We start from the raw sequence: 23,445 nt of genomic DNA on the forward strand, positions 1-23,445 counted from the left end.
CGACACGCGTCACGGCAGGCGGCGGCCCAGCAGCAGCCCGCTGCCGAGACCGACCACGAGCAGCAGCGCCCCGCCGGCGAGCCACGGCCTGCTGGTGTCGACGCGCCGCACCTCGTACCCGATCTGCTCGGACAGGTCGGCGTACACCCGGCGCAGCTCGTCCTCGCTGGCGGCGGTGAAGAACTGGCCGCCGGAGAGGTCGGCGATCTGCTTCATCGAGGCGTCGTCGACGGCGACACGGGTGCGCCCGCCCTCGATGTCGATCGTCCCGTACTCCGTGCCGAACGAGATCGTCGAGACCGGGATCTTGGCCTCGGCGGCCTGCCGCGCGGCGGTGAACGCGCCGCGCGGCTCGTTCTCCCCGTCCGGGCCCGGGACGGTCTGCTTGCCGTCGCTCATCAGCACGATCCGGGCGGGCGGGGGCGCGTCCTCGGTGCCGGTGCCGCCCGAGCCCGCTACGGACTGCGAGAACGACTCGATCGACTGCATCGAGGCGAAGATCGCCTCGCCGGTGGCCGTGGACTCGGACAGTTTCAGGCTGTCGACGGCCCGCTTGACCGCGGTGCGGTCCGTGGTCGGCGAGACGAGCACGGCGGCGGTGCCGGCGAACGACACGAGCCCGAGGTTGATCCCCGGCGTGAGCTGGTCGGCGAACGACTTCGCCGCGGCCTGCGCGGCCGCGAGCCGGGTGGGCTCGACGTCCGTGGCCTGCATCGACAGCGACACGTCGATCACCAGCATCACGGTGGCCCGGTTGCGCGGGACCTTGGCCTCGGCCTGCGGCCCGGCGAGCGCGATCGTGAGCACCGCCAGCGCGGTGATCAGCGCCGCCGCCGGGAGGTGCCGGTACCAGCCGGGACGTTTCGGGGCGACCTTCTCCAGCAGCTCGAGGTTGGTGAACCGGACGAGGTCCCGGCGCCGCCTCCGCTGCAGCAGCAGGTAGCCGGCCACCGCCGCGGCGACGACCAGCAGCCCGAGCAGCCACCACGGCGAGGAGAACGTCACCGCCCGCCCCCCGACCAGGTCCGCTTGCGGGCCAGGGCGAACCGCACGATGTCGGAGATCCAGTCCGAGTCGGTGCGCAGCCGCAGGTGCGCGGCCCCGCAGCGGCGCAGCGCGTCGGCCACCTCGTCGCGGTGCTCCGACGCGGCCGCGGCGTACTCCCGGCGCAGCAGCGGCGTGGTCTCGACCTCGCGCTGCCGGCCGGTCTCCGGGTCGGCCAGGACGACCGTCCCGACGTCGGGCAGGTCCAGCTCGCGCGGGTCGAGGACCTCGACGGCGAGCAGGTCGTGCCGGGCGCTCAGGCCGCGCAGCGACCGCTCCCAGTCCGGCTCCCCGAGGAAGTCCGAGATCACGACGGCGAGGCCGCGCCGGCGCGGCGGGCGGCGCAGCTGTTCGAGGGCCGCGGTGAGGTCGCCGCGCGTGCCGTCCCCGGCCCGGGGCACCTCGGCGACCCGGCGCACCACGCTGCGGGTGTGGGCGAGCCCGCCGCGGGCCGGGATCCGGACGGTCTCCGCCCCCGTCGAGACGATCGCCCCGATCCGGTTCCCGCCGCCGCGGGTCAGGTGCGCGACGGCGGCCAGCGCCGCGACCGCCAGGTCGCGCTTCTCGCAGTCCGCGGTGCCGAAGTCGAGGCTGGGCGACAGGTCGACGACCACCCACGTCTCGAGCTCGCGGTCGGCGATGGTCTCGCGGACGTGCGGCTCGGTGGTCCGCGCGGTGACCGCCCAGTCCATCCGCCGGACGTCGTCGCCCGCCCGGTACGGGCGCGCCTCCGCCGGGTCGGAGCCGGGCCCGGGCAGCAGGCCGAGGTGGTTGCCCTGCAGCAGCCCGTCGAGCCGGCCGCGCACGCTCAGCTCCAGGGTGCGCAGCGCCGCCTCGAGGTTTCCCCCGCGCAACGACGGCGGGCCGTGGGAACGGCCCGTGCGGGGGCCCGCCGGGTTCGGGGCCGTCACGACGGACCGGGCGCCGGCGGGTAGGCGGCCGTCGGCTGCGCCGGCTGTGCGGCCGGTGCGGGCTGCACCTGCGGCCGGGCGGTGACCTGCGGCAGCGGCACGGTCTGCAGCACGCGCTGGAGGATGTGCTCCATCGGTACCTGGTCGGCCACGGCGTCGTAGGACAGCACGAGCCGGTGGCGCAGCACGTCCGGCGCGACGTCGAGGACGTCCTGCGGCAGTACGTAGTCCCTGCCGCGGACCAGCGCGAGCGCGCGGGCGCCCGCGACGATGCCGAGCGTGGCGCGGGGCGACGCGCCGTAGGAGACCCAGCCCGCGATGTCCTGCAGGCCGTGGTCCGCCGGGGTGCGGGTGGCCACGACCAGCCGCACGACGTAGTCGACGAGGGCGTGGTGCACGAAGACCTGCGAGGCCACGTCCTGCAGCCGGACCAGCTCCGCCGGCTCCATGATCTGCTCGGCCACCGGGGGCGTCGCGCCCATCCGGTAGACGATCTCGCGCTCCTCCTCGACGCCCGGGTACTCCACGATGATCTTGAAGAGGAACCGGTCCCGCTGCGCCTCGGGCAGCGGGTAGACGCCCTCGTTCTCGATCGGGTTCTGCGTGGCCAGGACCAGGAAGGGGTCGGGCATCGGGAAGGTGCGGCCGCCGATCGACAGGTGCCGCTCGGCCATGACCTCGAGCATCGCCGACTGGACCTTGGCCGGGGCGCGGTTGATCTCGTCCGCCAGCACGAAGTTGGCGACGACCGGGCCCAGCTCGACGTCGAACTCCTCGCGGCCCTGCCGGTAGATCCGGGTGCCGAGGATGTCCGAGGGGACGAGGTCCGGCGTGAACTGCAGGCGCGCGAACGTGCCGCCGACGACCTTCGCGACCGTCTCCACCGCGAGGGTCTTCGCGACGCCCGGGACGCCCTCCAGCAGCAGGTGCCCCTTGGCGAGCAGCCCGACGAGCATCCGCTCGACCAGCCGGTCCTGCCCGACGATCACGCGCTTGATCTCGAAGACCGCGCGCTCGAGGAGCTCGGCGTCGTCCTTCGGGGTGGAGGTGGCGGCGGGGACCGCCGCGGTACCGGAGGGCGGCGTCGACTCGGGGGATGGCTGCACGCTCACCGCACCATCACACCGGACACCCCGTGAACTACGGGTGAGCGGGGGGCACGGCGTTCCTAGATCACCCGGGCGACGGTCGGCAGCAGCCCGCCCGAGTACCGCACCGGCGAGATCTTCACCGACGCGCCGGAGTAGGGCGCCTCGATCATCTTGCCGTTCCCGATGTAGAGGGCGATGTGGTAGACGCGGCCGTTGCGGGCCCACGACAGCATGTCCCCGGGCCTCATCTGCGCGAGCGGGACCTGGTCGCCGTAGGCGTGCTGGTTGCCGCTGTACCGGGGCAGCTTCACCCCGACGCCCGCGAAGGCGTAGAGCATCAGCCCGGAGCAGTCGAAGCCGACCTTGCGGTAGTCGCCGAAGCTGTCGGCCACGCCGCCGTCGCGGATGCCGCGCGACGGGCCGCGGGCCGTCCCGCCGCCCCAGGCGTAGGTCACGCCGAGCTGCGCCATCGCCCGGTCGATCACGGTCTGCACGGCGGCGGACCCGGTCCGGCGGGTCGTCGGCGGCGGCGCCGAGGCGGAGGAGCCGGCGCGGGAGGCGGCCTCCTCGCGGGCGGCGCGCTGGCGGGCCGCCTCGGCCTCCTCCTGCGCCCGCTGCCAGTCCTGGAACCGCTGCCGCTGGGCGCGGAGCCCGGCGTCGGCGTTCTCCGCGGTGTCGAGCTGCGCCTGGACCTGTGCCTGCTCCCCCGTCACCGCCCGCAGCCGCTGCGCCTGCTCGTCGGCGGCCTGCTGCGCGCCGGCGAGGGCCTGGTCGGCCGCGGTCTTGGCCTCGGCGGCGGCCTGCCGGCGCTGCTCGGCCTCCTCCTGCGCCTTCCGCGCGGTGGAGTCCGCGTTGGCCTGCTGTACGCGGGCGCGCTCGAGCCCGTCCAGCGCGGCGGCCTGCTGCTGGGCGAGGGCGTCGGTGAGCTGGGCCCGGTCGACGAGGTCCTGCGGGCCGGTCGCCGTGGTGAGCAGCCCGATCGGGCCGAGGTCGAGGCCCTGCGAGTAGGTGCCGGCGACGAAGTCGTCGAGCCGGGTGCGGGCGGCGTAAACGGCCCTGCCCGCGGCCTGGGTCTGCGCGCGGGCCGAGTCGGCGCGGGCGGCCGCGGCGTCGGCCTCGGCCTGGGCGCCGGTGAGGACGTCGAGCGCCTGGTTGGCGGACTCGTGTTGCTCGGCGACCTGGATCTGCAGGTCGTCGGCCTCCGCCTGGAGCTCGGAGAGCCGCTGGGTCAGCCGGGCGACGTCGGCGGCCCGCCCGCTCACGGCGTCCCGGCTGCGCTGCAGGTCCTCGTTGCTGGGGTTCGGCGGCGGGGTCGGGTCGGGCGCGGCACCGGCGGTCGTCACCGAGGTGACCGTGAGCAGGGCGACGAGCAGGACCAGCAGCAGCCCCCGCGCGATCCGCACCGCTCTCCCCCCACCGATGATCGACTGGATGGTCGGCACCCTGGCACCGGCGGGTCGTCACGCCCGGTCGCCACGCCGGTACGACGCGGCAACTTCCACCACTCGGTGGACTGCGGGCCCCCGGGCCGGGCCGCTCGCTAGTCCGGACGGAGCACCGCATCTCGGTACTTCCACCCTGTTCGGACAGCGGCGCGTCCACCATGATCCTCCGGACGCATCCGGTCCCGGGTGCCCGACGAGGGGTGGGAACAGTGAGCGACGGCGGACACCGACCCGGCGGGGTGCCGGGCGGACCGGACCCGGCCGACCCCCGGTGGGCCGATCCGCAGGGGGCGGACCGGCAGTGGGCGCAGGGCCCGGGCGCGGGCGCGGCCCCGGACCCGTACCGGCAGGGGTGGTCGCCGCAGGGGCAGGGGACGGCCCGGTACCCGGCGCAGCACCCCGCGCAGCCCGGCTCGACGCAGCAGTACCCGGCCCCCCACCACCCGACCCCGCAGTTCCCCACCGAGGCCTATCCGGCACAGGCGCCGCAGTACGGCGGCGGTCAGCCGCCGGCCTGGGGCCCGCCGCCCGGGTACGGCGACGGCGGTGCGCCCCGGAAGAAGCGTCGGTGGCCGCTGATCACGGCGATCGTCGCGGTCGTCGTGCTGCTGGCGGGCGGCGGCCTGGCGGCGTGGACGTTCCTCGGCGGCAGCGGCGGCACGAGCAGCCCGAACGCGGCCGTCACCTCGCTGGCCGCGGACCTGGAGGGCCGCGACTACCTGCGCGCCTACAGCCGCATCGCACCGAACGAGGCGACCCTGCTCATCGACCTGAGCTCGGTGCTCACCACCGAGCTGCAGCGTCTCGACGTGCTGCGTCCGGACGCCCGCGCGGACGCGAGCCTCGACACCGTGACCTTCTCCGGGCTGCGGTTCGACGAGGCCGGCGCCGAGCAGGTCCGGCCGAACGTCACGATCACGAAGCTGGTCGCCGGCACCATCACGGCCACGCAGGACCCGGCGAGCCTGCCCTTCACCGACTCGTTCAAGGCGAAGGTCTACCCGAACGGGGCCCCGCCCGCGCACGTCCCGGAGACGATCGACATCGCACAGGTCGTGCGCGAGCAGGGCGAGCCGATCCGGATCGCGACCGTGCAGGTCGACGGCGAGTGGTACGTCAGCGGCCTCTACACCGCGGCCGACTACGCGCTGAAGGACGCAGTGGAGCCGTGGCCCACGACGTCGATCGACGCGCGCGGGGCCACCACCGCCCAGGACGCCGTCCGCGACCTGGTCCAGGGCGCGCTCGACGCCGACGTCCGCCGGGTCATCGAGCTGACCGACCCGACCGAGATGGCGGCCCTGCACGACGCCGGGCCCGCCCTCGTCGACGGCGCGGCCGCCGCGCAGCCGACCGGCGCGAAGATCGTGGACCTGCAGACCACCGAGACGGACGTCCGCGGGCACACCGCCCTGTCGTTGGCGAGCGTGACCGTCGACGACGGCACCGGCGCCCGGGTCACCGTGACCCGCACCGGCGACTGCGTGACGATCAGCGGCGTCGAGGGCGCGCCGCCGCAGCTGTGCGCGAACCAGCTCGGGTCGCTCGTCGGCGCCCAGGTCGGCACCTCGCCCGCCCTCCAGGAGCTCACGCCGCGGTTGGCCACGGCCGTGCTGAACGTCAAGGTGGTGACGTCCGAGGACGGCGGGTCCTGGTACGTCTCCCCCGGCCAGACCGTCGTGCAGCTCTACGCGGACCTGCTCGGCGCGCTGCGGCCCGGTGATCTCGACGCCCTGATCGCCGGCAACTGATCCCCGCCTGATCCCCCGCCCGACCCGACGGCCGGCGGCGCGCCCGCGCCGCCGGCCGTCGTGCGTTCCCGGGCCAATTCGGGGTACGCCCGTGACCTGCGACCCCCTGCCTCGACCCGGTATATAGGACAGGCGTACTGTTTGGGGCGGGACGGGGGTCACGCTGCCGTGGAGCCCACGGTGCGCGAGACTCCCGCGGGACACCCGAGAAGACGCGCCCACCACGCCACCAGGAGGAGAGCCGAACAGTGGCCAGTACCGACAGCTTCGGAGCCAAGGGGACCCTCGGGGTCGGGGGCAGCGAGTACGAGATCTTCCGGCTTTCGGCCGTCGAGGGCTCGCAGAAACTGCCCTACAGCCTCAAGGTGCTGCTGGAGAACCTGCTGCGCACGGAGGACGGTGCCAACGTCACCGCCGACCACATCCGGGCGCTGGCGAACTGGGACCCGACGGCCGAGCCCGACACCGAGATCCAGTTCACGCCCGCCCGCGTGATCATGCAGGACTTCACCGGCGTCCCGTGCGTCGTGGACCTGGCGACCATGCGCGAGGCCGTGACCGAGATGGGCGGTGACCCGTCGAAGGTCAACCCGCTCGCCCCGGCCGAGCTGGTCATCGACCACTCGGTGATCATCGACGTCTTCGGCCGGCCGGACGCGTTCGAGCGCAACGTCGAGTTCGAGTACGAGCGCAACCGCGAGCGCTACCAGTTCCTGCGCTGGGGCCAGGGCGCGTTCGACGAGTTCAAGGTCGTCCCGCCGGGCACCGGCATCGTGCACCAGGTCAACATCGAGCACCTGGCCCGCACCGTCATGGCCCGCCACGGTCAGGCCTACCCGGACACCCTGGTCGGCACGGACTCGCACACCACCATGGTCAACGGCCTGGGTGTGCTGGGCTGGGGCGTCGGCGGCATCGAGGCCGAGGCCGCGATGCTCGGCCAGCCGGTCTCGATGCTCATCCCGAAGGTGCTGGGCTTCAAGCTGACGGGCGAGATCCCGCCCGGCGCCACCGCCACGGACGTCGTGCTCACGATCACCGAGATGCTGCGCAAGCAGGGCGTGGTCGGCAAGTTCGTCGAGTTCTACGGCGAGGGCGTCGGCGCCGTGCCGCTGGCCAACCGCGCCACCATCGGCAACATGAGCCCGGAGTTCGGCTCCACCGCCGCGATCTTCCCGATCGACGACGAGACCGTCCGGTACCTCAAGCTCACCGGCCGCTCCGCCGAGCAGGTCGCCCTGGTCGAGGCCTACGCCAAGGAGCAGGGCCTCTGGCACGACCCGAAGGCCGAGCCGCAGTACTCCGAGACCCTCGAGCTGGACCTGTCGACGGTCGTCCCGTCGATCGCCGGCCCGAAGCGGCCGCAGGACCGCATCGAGCTGTCGCAGGCCAAGGAGGCGTTCCGGTCCTCCCTGGCGGACTACGCCTCGACGCCGGACCAGACCGACCCGGACGACGCCGCGTCGTCGGGCTCCACGGTCGACGAGGCCGGTGAGGAGTCCTTCCCGGCCAGCGACCCGGCCTCCCCGGCGCACGACGGCAACGGCGACGCCGGCAAGCCGCACGCGCCGATCTCCGCCGCGGTGGGCTCCGGTGGGCGGGTCAGCAAGCCCACCAAGGTCACCATGGGCGGCGCGGAGTTCGAGATCGACCACGGCGCCGTCGTGATCGCCTCGATCACCTCCTGCACCAACACGTCGAACCCGTCGGTCATGCTGGGCGCGGCCCTGCTGGCCAAGAACGCCGTCGACAAGGGCCTCGCGGTCAAGCCGTGGGTCAAGACCTCGATGGCGCCGGGCTCGCAGGTCGTCACCGACTACTACGAGAAGGCCGGCCTCTGGCCCTACCTCGAGAAGCTCGGCTACCACCTGGTCGGCTACGGCTGCACCACCTGCATCGGCAACTCGGGCCCGCTGCCCGAGGAGGTCTCGGCGGCGGTCAACGAGGCCGACCTCGCCGTCGTCTCGGTGCTGTCCGGCAACCGGAACTTCGAGGGCCGGATCAACCCGGACGTCAAGATGAACTACCTGGCGTCCCCGCCGCTGGTCATCGCCTACGCCCTGGCCGGCACGATGGACTTCGACTTCGAGTCGCAGCCGCTGGGCAAGGACACGGACGGCACGGACGTCTTCCTCGCCGACATCTGGCCGTCCGCCGAGGACGTCCAGGCGACGATCGACGGCGCCATCACCGAGGAGATGTTCGCCAAGGACTACGCGGACGTCTTCCGCGGCGACGAGCGGTGGCGTTCGCTGCCCACGCCGGAGGGCCAGACCTTCGAGTGGGACCAGGAGTCCACCTACGTCCGTAAGCCCCCGTACTTCGAGGGCATGGCCTCGGAGCCCGCGCCGGTCGAGGACATCTCGGGCGCCCGCGTGCTCGCGCTGCTCGGGGACTCGGTCACCACCGACCACATCTCCCCCGCCGGCGCGATCAAGCCGGGCACCCCGGCCGCGCAGTACCTCGACGAGCACGGCGTGGAGAAGAAGGACTACAACTCCTTCGGCTCGCGGCGCGGCAACCACGAGGTGATGATCCGCGGCACGTTCGCGAACATCCGGCTGCGCAACCAGCTGCTCGACGACGTCTCCGGCGGCTACACCCGGGACTTCACCCAGGACGGCGCCCCGCAGGCGTTCATCTACGACGCCGCGCAGAACTACGCGGCCGCGGGCACCCCGCTGGTCGTGCTGGGCGGCAAGGAGTACGGATCCGGGTCGTCGCGCGACTGGGCGGCCAAGGGCACCGCGCTGCTGGGCGTGAAGGCCGTCATCGTCGAGTCCTTCGAGCGCATCCACCGCTCGAACCTCATCGGCATGGGCGTCATCCCGCTGCAGTTCCCGCAGGGCGAGTCGGCCTCGTCGCTGGGGCTCGACGGCACCGAGACCTTCGACATCGCGGGCATCACCGAGCTGAACGACGGCACCACCCCGCGCACCGTCACGGTCACCGCGACCAAGGCGGACGGCGGGAAGGTCGAGTTCGACGCGGTCGTCCGCATCGACACCCCTGGCGAGGCGGACTACTACCGCAACGGCGGCATCCTGCAGTACGTGCTCCGGGGCATGCTCGCCTCCTGACCCCGTGAGTGGCGACTGCCCCTATAGAGGGTCAGTTCCCACTCACGACCTGCCCTGAGCTGCGAGAACGAGCCCCGCACCATCCCGGTGCGGGGCTTCGTTCGTTCTCGCCTCCCGCCGCACCGAGGATCACCGTCTGCATGCGGTGATGGCCGGCTGCGCAGCCCTGACCGCACACAAACGACGATCACGGGCCGGGTCGGCTCGTGCGGGCCTCAATGATGGTCATCGACGTGCGGTGGCGGTCGTGAGCACAGCCTTGAGCGCACGCAGATGCCGATCAGCCGGTCTCGTGCCCGGGGCGGCCCATCGATCGCGCGTCGATCCACCATGATCACCATCTGCGTGCAGCGGCGGCTGCCGGCGCGACTTGCACTGCACACGAACGACGATCACGGCGCGCGAGTCGTCCGTCGACCGCCCGCACCACCTACGGTCGGATCGTGGTGGTGCTGTGGGCCGGGCTCGTGGTGGCCGCGGGGGCGGTGATCCAGGGAACGGTGGGGTTCGGGCTGGCGCTCGTGGCCGCGCCGCTGCTGGCGCTGCTGGACCCGCAGTACGTGCCGGTGCCGCTGATCGTCGTCGCGGGCGTCCATGCGGTGTTCCAGCTCGTGCGGGAATGGCGCGACGCCGACTGGCGCGGCGTGGGGTGGGCGCTGGCCGGGCGCGTTCCCGGCGCGGTGCTCGGCGCGACCGTGGTGGCGTTGCTGCCGTACCGGGCCTTCGCATCGTTCGTGGCCGTGGCGGTGCTGCTGTGCGTGGCGGCCTCGCTCGTCCGGCTGCATCTGCGCCCGACGCGGCCCGCCCTGCTGGTGGCCGGGGCGGTCAGCGGGGTGTCGGGCACGGCGGCCGCGATCGGAGGTCCGCCCGTCGCGATCCTGTACCAGGACGAGCACGGCGCGACGGTCCGCGCGACCCTCGGCGCCTACTTCGGTGTCGGCACCGCGATGTCGCTCGGCGTCCTCGCCGCCGGCGGCCAGGTCGACGTGTCCCACTTGCTGCAGGGCGCGGTGCTGGTCCCGTTCGCGGCCGCCGGTCTGCTGCTGTCGAACCCGCTGCGTCGGATCCTCGACCGGGGGTGGACGCGCCCGGCCGTCCTGGGCCTGGCCGCTGCCGGCGCCGTCACACTCCTCGTCCAGGCCCAGTTCACGTAACCGCAGGTCAACGGGGTCGTGAGTGCCGGCTGCCCCTCCAGGGGCAGTCGGCACTCACGGGGTCAGGAGGCCAGCCAGTCCAGGGCGACGGCTGCGGTCCAGGACTGCATGGCCGATCCGAGGGCCTCGCCGGTCATCGGGTCGAAGTACTCCGCGAAGCCGACGTGGCGCAGCGAGTCGAGGGAGGCCTCGCGCAGCGCAGCGGCGCGGGCGGTGTCGCCGCCGTCGCGCAGGCCCTTCCAGTACAGCCAGTTGACGATCGGCCAGACCGGGCCGCGCCAGTAGTTGCGCGGGTCGAAGCACTCCTCGCGGGGGCTGGTGCTCGGCAGCATCGCCCAGCGCAGGTCCGGGTGGCCGGCGAAGTCCTCGGAGTCGAACAGCGCCCGCGCGCGGGCGCGCTGCACGGTCGGGGCGCCGGCGTCGAGCAGCGGGGACATGCCGGCGAAGGTCGCGACCTCGATCGGCGCGTCCGCGCCGAGGTCCACGTCGTAGGTCATGCCACTCGCGGGATCGGTCGCCGCCGCCACCCCGGCGCGGGCCCGGCCGATCCAGCCCTGGATCGTCGTGCGCTGGGCCTGCGTGGCCCCGACGACGTCCGCGATCTCCAGCAGCGCCCGGTTCGCCATGATCAGCACCGAGGTGAAGAAGACGTCCTTGACCAGGAACGGGTACCGCTCGTGGATCACGGCGTCGTCGTAGCGGTATTGCTTGAGCATCTCGAGCAGCCAGAGGAAGCGGTCGTAGTGCGCGTTGGTCGGCCGCTGCCCGGCGTCGGCGACGTGCTGGACGTCCCGGCGGGTGTATGGCGGGACCTCGCCGACCTCGAGCCGGCCCAGCACGCCGTCCCAACGCGGGGAGTTGTCGATGCCCTCCCAGGGGTGGTACGTCGTGACCAGGCCCGACGCCGACGGGTCGCGGTGCTCGGCCAGATACCGGTGCCAGGCCAGGAGCTTCGGGAACAGCGCCCGCAGCCGGCTCCGGACGTCCTCCTCGGCCTCGGTCCCGAGCGCGACCTCCCAGATCCGCGCCACGGCGATGGCGTGCACCGGCGGCTGGCAGATGCCGCTGGTTTCGGCGACTCCCACCGGCGCCTCCGGCGACACCTCGACGGCCCAGCGCCCAGGGTCCGGGAAGTACGACTCCGGCCCCGCGAGCGGGTTGAACACGATCTGGGGCACCATCCCGGTGCGCCACTGTGCCTCGAACAGCCGCTCCTGCTCGGTCATCGCCCGGCGCACGTCGACCTGGGCCCAGCCGATCGACACGAACGCGCTGTCCCAGCTCCACTGGTGCGGGTAGAGCAGCGGAGCCGCCTTGGTCCACCCGCCCATGTCGTTCGTCCGCAGCACCTCGGCGGCGTGGGCGCCGAGTCCGACCTCGGTGAGGGCGGTGCCGTACGCCGCGCTCGAGGTCCCGGGAGCGGGGGGAGCGGTGAAGGGAGCGGCCGGATGATTGCCGGTGTCGGACTCCGTGCTCACGGGGATGTGCTTCCTTCCGGCGTATTTCGACGCCTGATCGGTATCAGCGGTACTTAACTACAGAGTAACAACAGGTATCCGACGGCTCAATACCTCGCCGCTCGCTTCATCGGGGTCGCCACAGAGGCGTTACGCCCTCCGGGCCTCCCCGACGCGTGGTCAACGAGCAGGGGCGGCGACACGATGCGTCGACCAGCGGGCGGGGATCGGTCCACGCCGAAAGGGACGGTCGTTTCCCCCGTATTCCGATCACGATTCAGGCGCGTGACGCCCGCGCCCACACAATCCGGTCTGGACACCGGACGGAAAGGCACTCAGCCGCTGCTCACGGCCGCGCCGGCGCGGTCGGTCCCGTCGAGGGCGCGCGCGCTCGCCGGGTCGAACCAGCCGAGGACCCGGTCGAACATCGTGCCGGCCGAGCTGTCGCCGGCGAACTGCACCTCGCGCGGGAACGCGGCGAGGATCTGCCGCCGGACGGCCTCGGCCTCCTCGGTGGTCGCCAGCTGGGCCGAGTAGAAGACCAGCCCGTCCGACCCCTGGGAGCCGGGGGCGCCGGTGGTGTCGAGGGCGCAGCCGGCGAGCAGGCCGGTGGCGGCCGCACCCAGCCCGAGCCGCAGTACCTCGCGCCGCGACACCCCCATGCCGCCCTCCCCCACCCGGTGGGACGGACACCATCCAGACAGGACCGATCACGCAGAGCGAGAGCGCACTGATGAACCCATAACCCGTCACACCGGCCGCCGAGAACGCAGTACGGAACCGTAGCGAACCAGAAAGCGGCCTGAAGTCGCGTCATGGTTCCATACTGCGTTTCAGACGGCTGTGGCCAGGCTCAGGGCGAAGCGGCGGTCCTCGTCGGCCCACCAGCGCCCGAGGTCGAAGCCCGCCTGGGCCAGCATCTCCCGCACGCCGGCGGGCCGGAACTTGGCCGAGATCTCGGTGCGCATCTCCTCGCCCTCCGCGAAGTCGACCGCGAGGTCCAGCTCCTCCACCCGCACCCGCATGTCCTTCTCCGCCCGCAACCGCATCTCGATCCACTCGTGCTCGGCGTCCCAGGCCGCGACGTGCGCGAACGCCTCGGGGAGGAAGTCGGCGCGCAGCTCGCGGTTGAGCACGTGCAGGACGTTGCGGTTGAACTCCGCGGTGACGCCCGCGGCGTCGTCGTAAGCGGCGAGCAGGGTGGGCTCGTCGATCACCAGGCCCGTACCGAGGAGCAGCTGCTCGCCGGGCTCGAGCACCGAGCGGACGTGCGCGAGAAAGGCTGTGCGCTCCGCGGGCCGCAGGTTGCCGATCGTGCCGCCGAGGAAGGCGATCATGCGACGGCCGCCGGTCGGCAGCGCGGTGAGGTCCTTCGTGAAGTCGCCGGCCACGCCGTGCAGCGCCAGGTCGGGGTACTCGACGGCGAGCGCGTCGAGCGCCCCGCGCAGTGCCGCCTCGCTGACGTCCTGCGGGACGTACCGGCGCAGGGTGCCGGCCGCGCGGAAGGCGTCGAGCAGCAGCCGGGTCTTGGCCGACGAGCCCGACCCGAGCTCGACGACCGTGTCCGCCCCGGACGCCTCCGCGATCGCCGCGACCGACTCCTCGAGCAGGGCCCGCTCGGTGCGCGTCGGGTAGTACTCGGGGAGCTCGGTGATCTCCTCGAAGAGCTCGCTGCCGCGGGCGTCGTAGAAGTACTTGGGCGGGAGCTCCTTGGGGTCGGCGGTGAGCCCGGCGCGGGCATCTGCCCTGAGGGCGGCCTCGGCGTCGGCCGCGGTGAGATGGACGTCGAGCTCGGTCAAGCGGTTCGGCCGGGTCATGATCGTGCTCCTCGCGGTGCGTCCGGGCGGGCCCGGTCGAGCAGGGGGGCCTGCTCAGGAGTGGGGCGCGCGGGTCCCGCGGTCCGGGATCCCGGTGTCGGTGGGGAGGTCGGTGCTCGAGGGCCCGATCGGCCGCCGGTCCAGCCGGCCCGGCGCCGCGACGACGAGGTGCCGGTCCGGCACCGGCTCCCAGCCCGGATCGGTGTCGATCGGCTCCGACGCCACGGTGGCGGCCCGGTCCGTGACCCGCATCGACAGCGCGTGGTCCCAGGCCGTGCCCCAGATCGTGGTGCCGTCGGTGAGCAGGAGGTTGAGCCGGGACGCGGGCGCGGCGGCCTCGACGGCGAGCACGGTGCCGGACAGCACCCGCGCCGGGTCCTCCCCCGCCCGTAGCCGGTGCCGGACCAGCGCCCACAGCAGGGCCGAGTCCGTGGGGGCGTCGAGGGTCAGCAGGTCGACGACGGGCAGCCCGGCGCCCAGGTCCGCGACCGCGCCGGGCCACCCGCGCACCACGCCGTTGTGGCTGAACAGCCAGCGGCCCTCGGCGAACGGGGCGGCCGCGGTGCTCGTGACCGGCATCCCCGTGGTCGCGGATCGGACCGCGGCGAGCACCGCGGAGCTGCGGGTGGCCGCGGCCAGCGAGGCGAACGCACCGTCCGACCACATCGGCTGGTCGGAGCGGTACCGGGCCGGTTCGGCCGCGTGGCCGTCGCCGGCCGGGTCGGCCGGCGGGTACCAACCCGCGCCGAACCCGTCGGCGTTGACGGTGCCCCCGCTGCGCATGTCGGCGGGGGCGTAGGACTGGTGCAGCAGCCCGTGCGGCGGCTCCAGCAGCAGCGCGGACAGCGTCGTCGGCGGGCCCAGGTGGGCCAGGTGGCGGCACACCGGTCAGGGCAGCCCGGCGGCGTCGGCCCTGTCGGCCGTGTCGGTGGGCGTGGCGTCCCGCGCGCAGCGGAAGCCGGAGAAGATCTGCCGGCGGATCGGGTGGTCCCAGTTCCGGAAGGTCGCCCGGACCGCCGAGGGGTCCGTGCCGAACGAGCCGCCGCGCAGGACCTTGTAGTCGCCGCCGAAGAAGACCTCGGAGTACTCGCGGTACGGGAAGGCCTCGAACCCCGGGTACGGGTGCCAACCCGAGTCGCACCACTCCCACACGTCCCCGATCAGCTGCTCGACGCCCAGCGCCGACGCGCCCTGCGGGTAGGCGCCGACCGGGGCGGGCCGCAGGTGGCGCTGCCCGAGGTTGGCGTGCCGCTCGGTCGGGGACTCGTCCCCCCACGGGTAGCGCCGGCTGCGCCCGGTCGCCGGGTCGAAGCGGGCGGCCTTCTCCCACTCCGCCTCGGTGGGCAGCCGCTTGCCGGCCCACCGGGCGTACGCCGCGGCCTCGTGGAAGCAGACGTGCACCACCGGCTCGTCCGCCGGCACGCGCTCGACCACGCCGAACCGCCGCCGCCGCCACCCGCCGGCGGAGTCCCGCTCCCAGAACTGCGGCGCGACCAGGCCCTCGGCGGTGCGGTGCCGCCAGCCCTCCGCGCTCCACCACCGCGGGTCGGTGTACCCGCCGGACTCGACGAACGCGACGTACTCGCCGTTGGTCACCGGGTGGGTGTCGATCCAGAAGGCCGGCAGCGACACGGCGTGCGCCGGGCGCTCGTTGTCCAGCGCCCACGGCTCGGTGGAGGTGCCCTGGGTGGACACGCCCGCGGGCACCAGCACCTCGCGCGCGGCGAGCCGGCGCCCGGGCGGGGGCTCGGGCGCCTGCAGCACCGGCGCCCCGGCCCGAAGCTGGTGGGTGGCCAGCATCGTCTCGTCGTGCTGCTGCTCGTGCTGCACGATCATGCCGAAGGCGAAGCCCTCGTGCTCCAGCCGGCGGCCGCGCAGCGGGCTGCGCTCCAGCGCGTCGAGCGCCTTCTCCCGCACCTCGGCGACGTACTGCCGGGCCTCGGCCGGGGTGAGCAGGGGCAGCTCGATGCGGCTGGCGCGGCTGTGCTGGAACGCGTCGTAGAGCCCGTCGATCTCCGGGCGCAGCGGCTCCCTGCCGCCGACGTCCCGGACCAGCCAGAGCTCCTCCTGGCTGCCGATGTGCGCGAGGTCCCAGACCAGCGGGGACATCAGCGGCGAGTGCTGCGCGACGAGGTCGCCCTCGTCGACGGCGTCGGTGAGCCCGGTGCTGCGGGTGCGGGACCGGTCGAGCAGCGCCGCGACGTGGCTGCGGAGCTGCTCCGGGGTACCGAAGGGGTCGGTCTCGGGCGTGATCGTCACGGGAGTGCTCCCTCCGTCGGGGACGGGATGATCTCGAGGGTCTCGAGGGGGCCGCCGGCGGGCGGCTCCCCGGGCAGCGGGTCGTCCGCGGGGCAGCGGCCCGCGGCGACGCGGCGTTCGGTGACCTCCACCAGCCGGGACAGCAGGCCCGGCGGCGGGTCGAGCGCGGGCAGCTCCGCGCAGGCCAGCGTGAACACCTCGACGGCGGCCGCGGCGAGGACGCGGTCCTCCAGGCCGTGCCGGGCCGCGGAGGTCCAGCGCAGCCGGGCGGGGGCGCAGATCTCCCGCGCCCGGTCGACGACGGCGGCCCGGGCGGTGAGCGCGGCGAGCACGGCCACCGGGAGAGCCCAGTCCGCGCCCTGCTGCCCGTCGACGTACCGGACCTCGAGGAACCCGCGGGGGCGGACCGGCGGGAACAGTGTGGAGATGTGGTACTCGAGGTCCGCGACGGTCGGCCGCCGACCGTCCAGCCGGCCCTCGACCCAGTCGGCGAAGGTCACGCCCTCCGGCGTGGTCCACTCGCCCGCGCCGCGCACGCACAGCAGCGGCGTGTCCACCACGCGCTCGGCCCAGGCCCGGGCCGGGTCGCCGTCGACCGACGGCGGCGGCGCGGTGCGCGCGGGGTCGAGCGCCAGCCAGGCGGCCAGCCGGCTGGACTTCCAGCCGGTGCGCCGTCCGTGCAGCAGCGGCGAGTTGGCGAACGCGGCCACCAGGACCGGGCCCAGGTCGTGCAGCGCGGCCCAGCGGGCGGGGAGCTCGGTGTGCTCCCCGGCGTCGAGCGCGACCTGCACCGCGGACGTGGAGCACATCCCGCTGCGGCCGTGCGGGCCGAACCGGTCGAACGCGCGCTCCATGGCGCGGTAGCGCGGGAGCTGCAGGAGCCGCCGCGCGGGCCGGACGGGGTCGGCGGCGCGGGGTTCGGGGGTGAGGCCGCGGGCGGCGAGCCGGGCGTGGAGCGCGGCGGTGTCGCCCTCGACGGCGGCGACGAGGGGCCCGAGCCCCTCCAGGGGCGGGCTGGCGAGCTCGATCTGGCCGCCGGGTTCGACGGTGACGAGCGAACCGTGCGGCAGCGGGGCGGCGGGGGAACCGGGGACGAGCGGGGTGGGGGCGTGCGGGCCGAGCGCGCCGAGCAGGTCGGCGAGATCGGCGGGGTCGGCGGGCCGGGCGGGGCGCAGGAGCCATTCGAGCTCCACGCCCACGTACCGCGGGGGTCCGTGTTTGAAGCAGACCGAGGCGACGAAGGCCTCCGCCTCCGCCCGGCTGCGCAGCTCCGCGCCGTCCGCGGGCAGCTCCGACACCTGGCTCGCCACGCCCGACACCCCGGAGGGCGGTCCGCCCTCCGGCCCCGGGACGGCGGGCACGATCCCCGCGTCTGGAAGCACGGAGCGAACGCTACCCGCGGGGTCCGACACTTTCAGGTCCTCCACGCAACGTTTACCGGACGCGTACGCGCGGCCTGCGCCACAAGACGTACGTACGGGATACTGGCCGCGTGCCCCGTGTGAGTACCGACCAGCTCGCCGCCCGGCGCCAGCACATCCTCGACGGCGCCCGACGGTGCTTCGCCGCGCACGGGTACGAGGGGGCGACGGTCCGGCGGCTCGAGCAGAGCACGGGGCTCTCCCGCGGCGCGATCTTCCACTACTTCCGCGACAAGGACGCGCTGTTCCTCGCCCTCGCGGAGCAGGACGCCCGCCGGATGGCCGACGTCGTCGCCGAGCAGGGCCTGGTCCAGGTCATGCGCGACCTGCTGGGGACCGCCCGCGGCGAGGGGACGGACGGGGCCGCCGAGGCGGACGGCGCGAGCGACCGCAGCTGGCTCGGCACCCGGCTGGAGGTGTCCCGCCGGCTCCGGACCGACCCGGACTTCCGGGAGCGGTGGCAGGCGCACTCCGCCGAGCTCACCGCGGCCACCCGGGAGCGGCTCGAGCGGCAGGCCGCGGCCGGGGCCCTGCGCGACGACGTCCCGGTCCCGGTGCTGGCCCAGTACCTGGAGCTGGTGCTGGAGGGGCTGGTCTCGCACCTGGCCATGGGCCTGCCGGCCGACGCGCTCGACGGCGTGCTCGACCTCGTCGAGCAGAGCGTGCGCACCCTCCCCCGCTGACCCGGCGACCGACACGTCCTCCGACGACGGCAGGCCCGCCGGCCCCGGAGGGGGGCGGGGCCGGCGGGCAGGTCGGGAGCGGACGGGTCGGACGGATCCCTCAGGCGGGCTCGACCTCCACGCGGGTGTCGGAGAAGGTCGGCGCGTTGCCGAGGTCGGCGAACTCCGTGGGGTTGACGGCGTTGACGGTGGCCAGCCCCTTGGCCTGCGACCGCCACTGCCCCATCGACGCCAGGACGACGCCGCGGGCCACCTCGTCGGACACCTTCACCTTGACGAGGAACTCCCCGCGCTCGTTGAAGACCCGGATCAGCGAGCCCTCGACGATCCCCCTGGTCTCCGCGTCGGCCGGGTGCACGATCGCCGTCGGCTCGCCCTGCACCCGCTGCTGGGCGCCGAGGTTCCCGTAGGACGAGTTGAGGAACGCGTGCGCCTTCGGCGAGACCAGGTGCAGCGGGTAGTCGCTGTGCGCGGGCGGGATGTAGTGCGGCAACGGGTCCACCTCGCCGCCGGGCTGGGCCTCGTTGCTGCCCTGCCGGAACAGCGGGAGCACGAAGTTCCCGCCCGCCGCCGCGGCGGACGCGAACTCCTGCTTGCCCGACGGCGTCGGGAAGCCGCCGATGTCGTGCGGGGCGTAGTGGTCGGCGTCGGGCAGGGTCAGCCGCGCCCACCCCGTCTTCGCCAGCGACTTCGGCGTGATCCCCCGCAGCGCCGGCGCGCCCCAGTCGTACGCCTGCTCGATCAGCTCCTCGTCCGTCATCCCGAAGCACTCGTCGTCGAACCCCATGGCGGCGGCCAGCCGCCGGAACAGCTCGGTGTTGGGGATCGCCTCGCCCACGGGCGCGATCGAGGGCCGGTTGAGCCCGATGTAGAAGTGCCCCCACGAGAACATGACGTCGAGCTGCTCGAGCTGCGTGGTGGCCGGCAGCACGATGTCCGCGTACTGGGCCGTGTCGGTGAGGAACTGCTCGCTGACCACGGTGAACAGGTCCTCGCGGGACAGCCCGGCGACCATCTTCTCCTGGTCCGGGCACACGATCATCGGGTTGGCGTTGTAGACCATCAGCGCGTGGATCCCGGGGTCGAGCCCCAGTTCCCCGGTCAACGCCTTGCCGAGCAGGTACTGGTTGACCACGCGGGTGCCCTCGGGCCGCAGCTGCGGCTGCGACAGCGCGTCCCAGTTCACCGGGAAGGCCCACAGCGGCAGGGCCAGCAGGCCGCCGCCGGGCTTGCGCCAGGCCCCCACCAGGCCGGGCAGGCAGGAGATCGCCCGCACGGTCTGCCCGCCACCGGAGTGCCGCTCGATCGCGACGCCGATCCGGATCATCGACGGCTGGCCGGCCGCGTACTCGCGGGCGAGGGTCCGGATGTCCTCGGCCGGGATGCCGGTCTCCGCGGCGGCCCACTCCGGCGTGCAGTCGCGGACCCGCTCCTCGAGCTCCTCGACCCCGACGGTGTGCTCGGCGACGTACTCGGCGTCGGTCAGGCCCTCGGCGAGGATGACGTGGATCAGCGCCAGGGCCAGCGCGCCGTCCGTGCCCGGGCGGATCGGGATGTGCCAGTCGGCGCGCTTGGCCGTGCGGTGCTTCACCGGGTCGATCACCACGACCTTGGCGCCCCGCTTCTGCGCCTCGGCGACGAACGGCCACAGGTGCAGGTTGGTCGAGACCATGTTGCAGGCCCAGATCACGATGTACCGCGAGTGCACCAGGCTCTCGGGGTCGACGCCGGCCGTCGGGCCGAGGCTCATGACGTACGCCGTCGACGCACCCGAGTCGCAGAAGGTGCGCTCGGCGACGGTCGCGCCCAGCTTGTTGAAGAAGGGGTCGCCGACGTTGAGCCCGTTGAGCGTGCCCTGGGTGCCCAGGTAGCTCACGGGCATGATCGCCTCGGCGCCGTGCTCGGCGACCACCGACCGGAACCGGGAGGTGATCTCCGCGATCGCCTCGTCCCACGAGATCGGCTCGAACCGGCCGGAGCCCTTCGGCCCGCTGCGCCGCAGTGGTGTGGTGACCCGGTCGGGGCTGTAGACCCGGTCCACGTAGTTGTTCACCTTCACGCACAGCCCGCCCCGGGTGAAGGGGTGGTCGGGGTCGCCCCGCACCCCGGTCGCCCGCCCGTCCTCGACGGAGACGAGCATCGAGCAGCCGTCGGGGCAGTCGTGCGGGCAGATGGCGCGGTGGGTGCCCGTCTCCCCGACGGCGAGGAGGGGCAGGTCGGCGAGAGTCATCGCGGTCGCTCCCGGATCGTGGTGGGGTGATCCATCCTCGGTCGCCGCGGCCCGGCCCGGCTTGGCACCGAGCGACCGGAGGTGGGCAGCGAGTGACGGCCGTGCGCGGACCCGTTGGGCGCGATCGCGTTTGACGTGCCCGCAACACGCTGCGAACCTTCGTCTGGTTCCCTCCGGAACGGGCCGGCGGGAAGGCCGCCGTCCGCAGGAGGTGACCGTGGTCCTCGCACCAGGCTCCGCGCCCGGCGGCACGGACAGACACGCCACCCGCCGGTTCGACGAGTGGCGGGACACCATCCGGCACGACTTCGTCGCCCTCGACATCGCCGCCGACCGCCGGGTCGGCACGTTCGCCGGCACCGTGCGCAACGCCACCGTCGCCCACCTGCAGGTCTCGGAGGTCTGCTCGGTCGACCAGGTCTGCCGCCGCACACCCTCGCTGGCCGCGGCCGACGACCACGAGTTCCTGCAGATCGGGATGGTCACGCGGGGCACGGGCGTGCTGGAGCAGGACGGCCGCCGGGCCGCGCTCGCCGGCGGCGACTTCGCGATCTACGAGACCGGCCGGCCGTTCCGCTGGCGGCTGGGCGGGGACTGGTGCCTCGAGGTCTTCACCTGGCCCCGGGCGTCCGTCGGGCTCGACGCCGGGGAGTCGGCCCGCGCCACCGCGCTGCGGATGGACGGCCGCGAGGGCCTGTCCGGGATCGTCGGCGGGATGCTGCGCGGGCTGCTCGCCGCCCCGCCACGGCTGACGGCCGCCGGCGCGGCCCGGGTGGCCGACGAGACCGGCGACCTGGTCACCACCCTGGCCGTGGAGCACCTGGCCGGGCCGCTCGCCGTCGACCGGCCGCAGCAGGCATTGCTGCGGGAGATGCTCACCTACGTCGACGCCCACCTCGCCGACCCCGGGCTGGGCCCGGCCGCCGTGGCGCGGGCGCACTTCGTGTCGGTCCGCCAGCTGCACCGGCTCTTCGCCACCACCGGCGAGACGGTGAACCGGCGGATCCGCCGGCTGCGGCTGGAACACTGCCGCCGCGAGCTGGCCGACCGGCGGCGGGCGGGTGACCCGGTCACGGACGTCGCGCGGCGTTGGGGTTTCCCCGACCTGGCCACCTTCAGCCGTGCCTTCCGGGGCGCCTACGGTGTCTCCCCCACCACCTACCGGGCACGCCACCTCGGCGGCTGAGTCAGAGCTGCGGCCGGGTCAGAGCGCCGCCAGGATCCGGTCGAGCTGGGCGAGGTCCTCGGCCGGCAGGGCACGCAGGACCGGGGGCGGGTCCCCCAGGATCGCCCGGGCGGTGGCGGCGGCCCGCAGCCCGTCCGGCGTCGCGCTGACGATCTTGCAGCGCCGGTCGTCCGGGTGGTGCTCGCGGCGGACGAGGCCGCGCTTCTGCAGCTCGTCGACCACGACCGTGGCGTAGGGCCGGTCCACCGAGAGCCGGTCGGCGAGATCGGAGAGCGTCCCGGGCTCGCGCGCCACCTCGAGCAGCGCCTTGACCCGCACGAAGCTCAACCCCACGGCCTCGCAGGCCTCGCGCCGCCGGTCGTGCTGGTCCACGACCAGCGCCCGCATCCGGCCCCAGGCACGCACGGCCGGGTCGGCCGGGTCGAGCTCCCGCGGCGCCGTCACGCCACACCCGCCCTGGCCGGGGCGTCCGCGGTCGCGAACAGCTCGGCCGTGCGGGTCGCGCTCCGCCGCGCCCACGCCGTCGTGGTGACCAGGCCCAGCACGAGGACGACGGCGCCGCACGCGATCTGCACCGCCCAGCCGACGTGCGTGGCCTCGGCGAGCCCGGTCGGCAGCGGCCCGACGACGGACGCCGTGACCGCCGACCCGATCACCGCGACGCCGAGCGCGGTGCCGACCTGCCGGCTCGTCGACGCCACCGCGGAGGCCACCCCGGCCTGCGCAGCCGGCATGCCGGACACCGCGGTGTTCGTGATCGGCGGGTTGACCATGCCGAACGCGATCCCGAACAGCACGTACGCCGTGATCGGCACCCACAGCGGCGAGTCCGTGCGCAGCCACAGCAGCACCACGCCGGACAGCACGATCCCCACCCCACCGACGACGAGCGGGATCCGCGCGCCGCGCGTGGCGACGAGCCGCCCCGCGACGGTCGGCAGGACCGCGGCCATCGCGGCCATGGGCAGCGTGAGCAGCCCGGCGTGCAGCGGCGAGTACCCGCGGGCGGTCTGCAGGTAGAGCGCGTTGACGAAGAGGAAGCCGGCGAGGCTGGCGAAGGCGCAGACCGCGATCACCGTGGCGCCGGCGAAGGGAACGCTGCGGAAGAAGCGCGGGTCGAGCAGCGGCTCCCGCCGGCTCCGCTCCCACGGCAGCAGCGCGACCAGCGCGGCGAAGGCCACGGCCGCGCAGGCGAGGACCCCGAGCGAGGTCCAGCCCTGCGCCGGGCCCTCGATGATGGCGAACGTGGCGCCGCCGAGCAGCAGCGCCATCAGCAGCTGCCCCACCGGGTCGAGCCGCCGCGGCCGCGGCGCCCGGGACTCCGGCACGAACCGCGTGGCCAGGACCACGGCCGCCACGACCACCGGCACGTTGATCCAGAACACCGACCGCCAGCCGACGACGTCGACGAGCGCGCCGCCGATCACCGGGCCGAGCGCCATGCTGAGCCCGACGACACTGCCCCACACCCCGATCGCGCGGGCGCGCTCGCGGGGATCGGTGAAGACGTTGACGATGATCGACATGGCGACGGGGTTGAGCATCGCGCCGCCCAGGGCCTGCACCACCCGGAACCCGACGAGCGCGCCGGCCGACGGTGCCACGCTGCACAGCAGCGAGCCGAGGCCGAACAGCACCAGCCCGATCCGGAAGACCCGCTTGCGCCCCACCCGGTCCGCGGTCGAGCCGGCCAGCATGAGCAGGCTCGCCAGGGTGAGCGTGTAGGCGTCGATCGTCCACTGCAACGAGGTGACGGACGCCGACAGGTCCGCCTGGATCGCCGGCAGCGCCAGGTTGACGATCGTGACGTCCATGCTGACCACGAACAGGCTGGAACAGCAGATCACCAGCACCAGCAGGCGGTGCCTGCGGTCGAGTTCGGGCACGGGGTCCTCTCCGCGGCGGTTGCGGCGACA

The 23,445-nt window shown here is 74.1% G+C and carries 18 protein-coding genes; 5 read left to right on the forward strand and 13 right to left on the reverse strand.

Annotated elements, in window-relative coordinates:
• Window positions 1-9 precede the first annotated feature (9 nt).
• The 4 genes from ACQP04_RS19005 to ACQP04_RS19020 all read right to left on the reverse strand — a co-directional run bounded on the left by ACQP04_RS19005 (window position 10) and on the right by ACQP04_RS19020 (window position 4,449).
• On the reverse strand, window positions 10-1,005 hold the full coding sequence (locus tag ACQP04_RS19005; RefSeq protein WP_433501914.1) for a VWA domain-containing protein: 996 nt from the start codon (window positions 1,003-1,005) through the stop codon (window positions 10-12).
• The gene (locus ACQP04_RS19010; RefSeq protein WP_433501915.1) at window positions 1,002-1,955 is read right to left on the reverse strand and encodes a DUF58 domain-containing protein; all 954 of its coding nucleotides are present in this window, start codon (window positions 1,953-1,955) and stop codon (window positions 1,002-1,004) included. The genes ACQP04_RS19005 and ACQP04_RS19010 overlap by 4 nt, the downstream gene beginning before the upstream one ends.
• On the reverse strand, window positions 1,952-3,061 hold the full coding sequence (locus tag ACQP04_RS19015) for an AAA family ATPase (protein WP_433508395.1): 1,110 nt from the start codon (window positions 3,059-3,061) through the stop codon (window positions 1,952-1,954). Before ACQP04_RS19015 ends, ACQP04_RS19010 begins: the two co-directional genes overlap by 4 nt.
• A gap of 62 nt (window positions 3,062-3,123) precedes the next feature.
• The gene (locus ACQP04_RS19020) at window positions 3,124-4,449 is read right to left on the reverse strand and encodes an NlpC/P60 family protein (protein WP_433501916.1); all 1,326 of its coding nucleotides are present in this window, start codon (window positions 4,447-4,449) and stop codon (window positions 3,124-3,126) included.
• Window positions 4,450-4,700: 251 nt separating this feature from the next.
• On the opposite strand from ACQP04_RS19020, the gene ACQP04_RS19025 reads away from it, so the two are divergent.
• The 3 genes from ACQP04_RS19025 (at window position 4,701) to ACQP04_RS19035 (ending at window position 10,476) form a co-directional block, all read left to right on the forward strand.
• On the forward strand, window positions 4,701-6,242 hold the full coding sequence (locus tag ACQP04_RS19025) for a flagellar basal body protein FliL (RefSeq protein WP_433501917.1): 1,542 nt from the start codon (window positions 4,701-4,703) through the stop codon (window positions 6,240-6,242).
• 248 nt (window positions 6,243-6,490) lie between these two features.
• On the forward strand, window positions 6,491-9,322 hold the full coding sequence (locus tag ACQP04_RS19030) for an aconitate hydratase (RefSeq protein ID WP_433501918.1): 2,832 nt from the start codon (window positions 6,491-6,493) through the stop codon (window positions 9,320-9,322).
• 443 nt (window positions 9,323-9,765) lie between these two features.
• Window positions 9,766-10,476: a sulfite exporter TauE/SafE family protein gene (locus ACQP04_RS19035; protein ID WP_433501919.1), complete on the forward strand. Its 711-nt coding sequence runs from the start codon at window positions 9,766-9,768 to the stop codon at window positions 10,474-10,476.
• Between the two features lie 62 nt (window positions 10,477-10,538).
• Here ACQP04_RS19035 and ggh read toward each other — a convergent pair whose 3' ends face one another.
• The 6 genes from ggh to egtA all read right to left on the reverse strand — a co-directional run bounded on the left by ggh (window position 10,539) and on the right by egtA (window position 17,391).
• A complete protein-coding gene (gene ggh, locus ACQP04_RS19040; RefSeq protein ID WP_433501920.1) occupies window positions 10,539-11,954 on the reverse strand; it encodes a glucosylglycerate hydrolase in 1,416 nt (471 codons plus the stop codon).
• A 314-nt stretch (window positions 11,955-12,268) separates the two neighbouring features.
• Window positions 12,269-12,595 carry a hypothetical protein gene (locus tag ACQP04_RS19045; protein ID WP_433501921.1) on the reverse strand — a complete coding sequence of 109 codons (327 nt, stop codon included), beginning with the start codon at window positions 12,593-12,595 and terminating at the stop codon, window positions 12,269-12,271.
• Window positions 12,596-12,766: 171 nt separating this feature from the next.
• Window positions 12,767-13,750 (reverse strand): L-histidine N(alpha)-methyltransferase, encoded by a 984-nt coding sequence (egtD, locus tag ACQP04_RS19050; protein WP_433501922.1) that lies wholly within the window; start codon window positions 13,748-13,750, stop codon window positions 12,767-12,769.
• 54 nt (window positions 13,751-13,804) lie between these two features.
• A complete protein-coding gene (gene egtC / locus ACQP04_RS19055; RefSeq protein WP_433501923.1) occupies window positions 13,805-14,635 on the reverse strand; it encodes an ergothioneine biosynthesis protein EgtC in 831 nt (276 codons plus the stop codon).
• Between the two features lie 3 nt (window positions 14,636-14,638).
• Window positions 14,639-16,009 (reverse strand): ergothioneine biosynthesis protein EgtB, encoded by a 1,371-nt coding sequence (gene egtB, locus ACQP04_RS19060; RefSeq protein ID WP_433501924.1) that lies wholly within the window; start codon window positions 16,007-16,009, stop codon window positions 14,639-14,641.
• A complete protein-coding gene (gene egtA, locus ACQP04_RS19065) occupies window positions 16,006-17,391 on the reverse strand; it encodes an ergothioneine biosynthesis glutamate--cysteine ligase EgtA (protein ID WP_433501925.1) in 1,386 nt (461 codons plus the stop codon). Before egtA ends, egtB begins: the two co-directional genes overlap by 4 nt.
• A gap of 110 nt (window positions 17,392-17,501) precedes the next feature.
• Between egtA and ACQP04_RS19070 the strand changes: the two genes are divergently transcribed.
• Window positions 17,502-18,113, forward strand: a complete 612-nt coding sequence (locus ACQP04_RS19070; protein WP_433501926.1) for a TetR/AcrR family transcriptional regulator — start codon at window positions 17,502-17,504, stop codon at window positions 18,111-18,113.
• A 100-nt stretch (window positions 18,114-18,213) separates the two neighbouring features.
• On the opposite strand, the gene ACQP04_RS19075 is transcribed toward ACQP04_RS19070, so the two are convergent.
• A complete protein-coding gene (locus ACQP04_RS19075; protein WP_433501927.1) occupies window positions 18,214-20,343 on the reverse strand; it encodes a molybdopterin-containing oxidoreductase family protein in 2,130 nt (709 codons plus the stop codon).
• Window positions 20,344-20,560: 217 nt separating this feature from the next.
• Here ACQP04_RS19075 and ACQP04_RS19080 point away from each other — a divergent pair, with 217 nt between their 5' ends.
• Entirely contained in the window at window positions 20,561-21,529 is a 969-nt protein-coding gene (locus ACQP04_RS19080) for a helix-turn-helix domain-containing protein (RefSeq protein WP_433501928.1), read from the forward strand.
• An 18-nt stretch (window positions 21,530-21,547) separates the two neighbouring features.
• Here ACQP04_RS19080 and ACQP04_RS19085 read toward each other — a convergent pair whose 3' ends face one another.
• Both ACQP04_RS19085 and ACQP04_RS19090 read right to left on the reverse strand, forming a co-directional pair.
• The gene (locus ACQP04_RS19085; RefSeq protein ID WP_037038754.1) at window positions 21,548-21,973 is read right to left on the reverse strand and encodes a MarR family winged helix-turn-helix transcriptional regulator; all 426 of its coding nucleotides are present in this window, start codon (window positions 21,971-21,973) and stop codon (window positions 21,548-21,550) included.
• Window positions 21,970-23,415: an MFS transporter gene (locus ACQP04_RS19090; protein WP_433501929.1), complete on the reverse strand. Its 1,446-nt coding sequence runs from the start codon at window positions 23,413-23,415 to the stop codon at window positions 21,970-21,972. Before ACQP04_RS19090 ends, ACQP04_RS19085 begins: the two co-directional genes overlap by 4 nt.
• Window positions 23,416-23,445 lie beyond the last annotated feature (30 nt).

Origin of the sequence: Pseudonocardia halophobica (assembly GCF_050948485.1) — a bacterium.
Taxonomy (GTDB): domain Bacteria; phylum Actinomycetota; class Actinomycetes; order Mycobacteriales; family Pseudonocardiaceae; genus Pseudonocardia; species Pseudonocardia halophobica.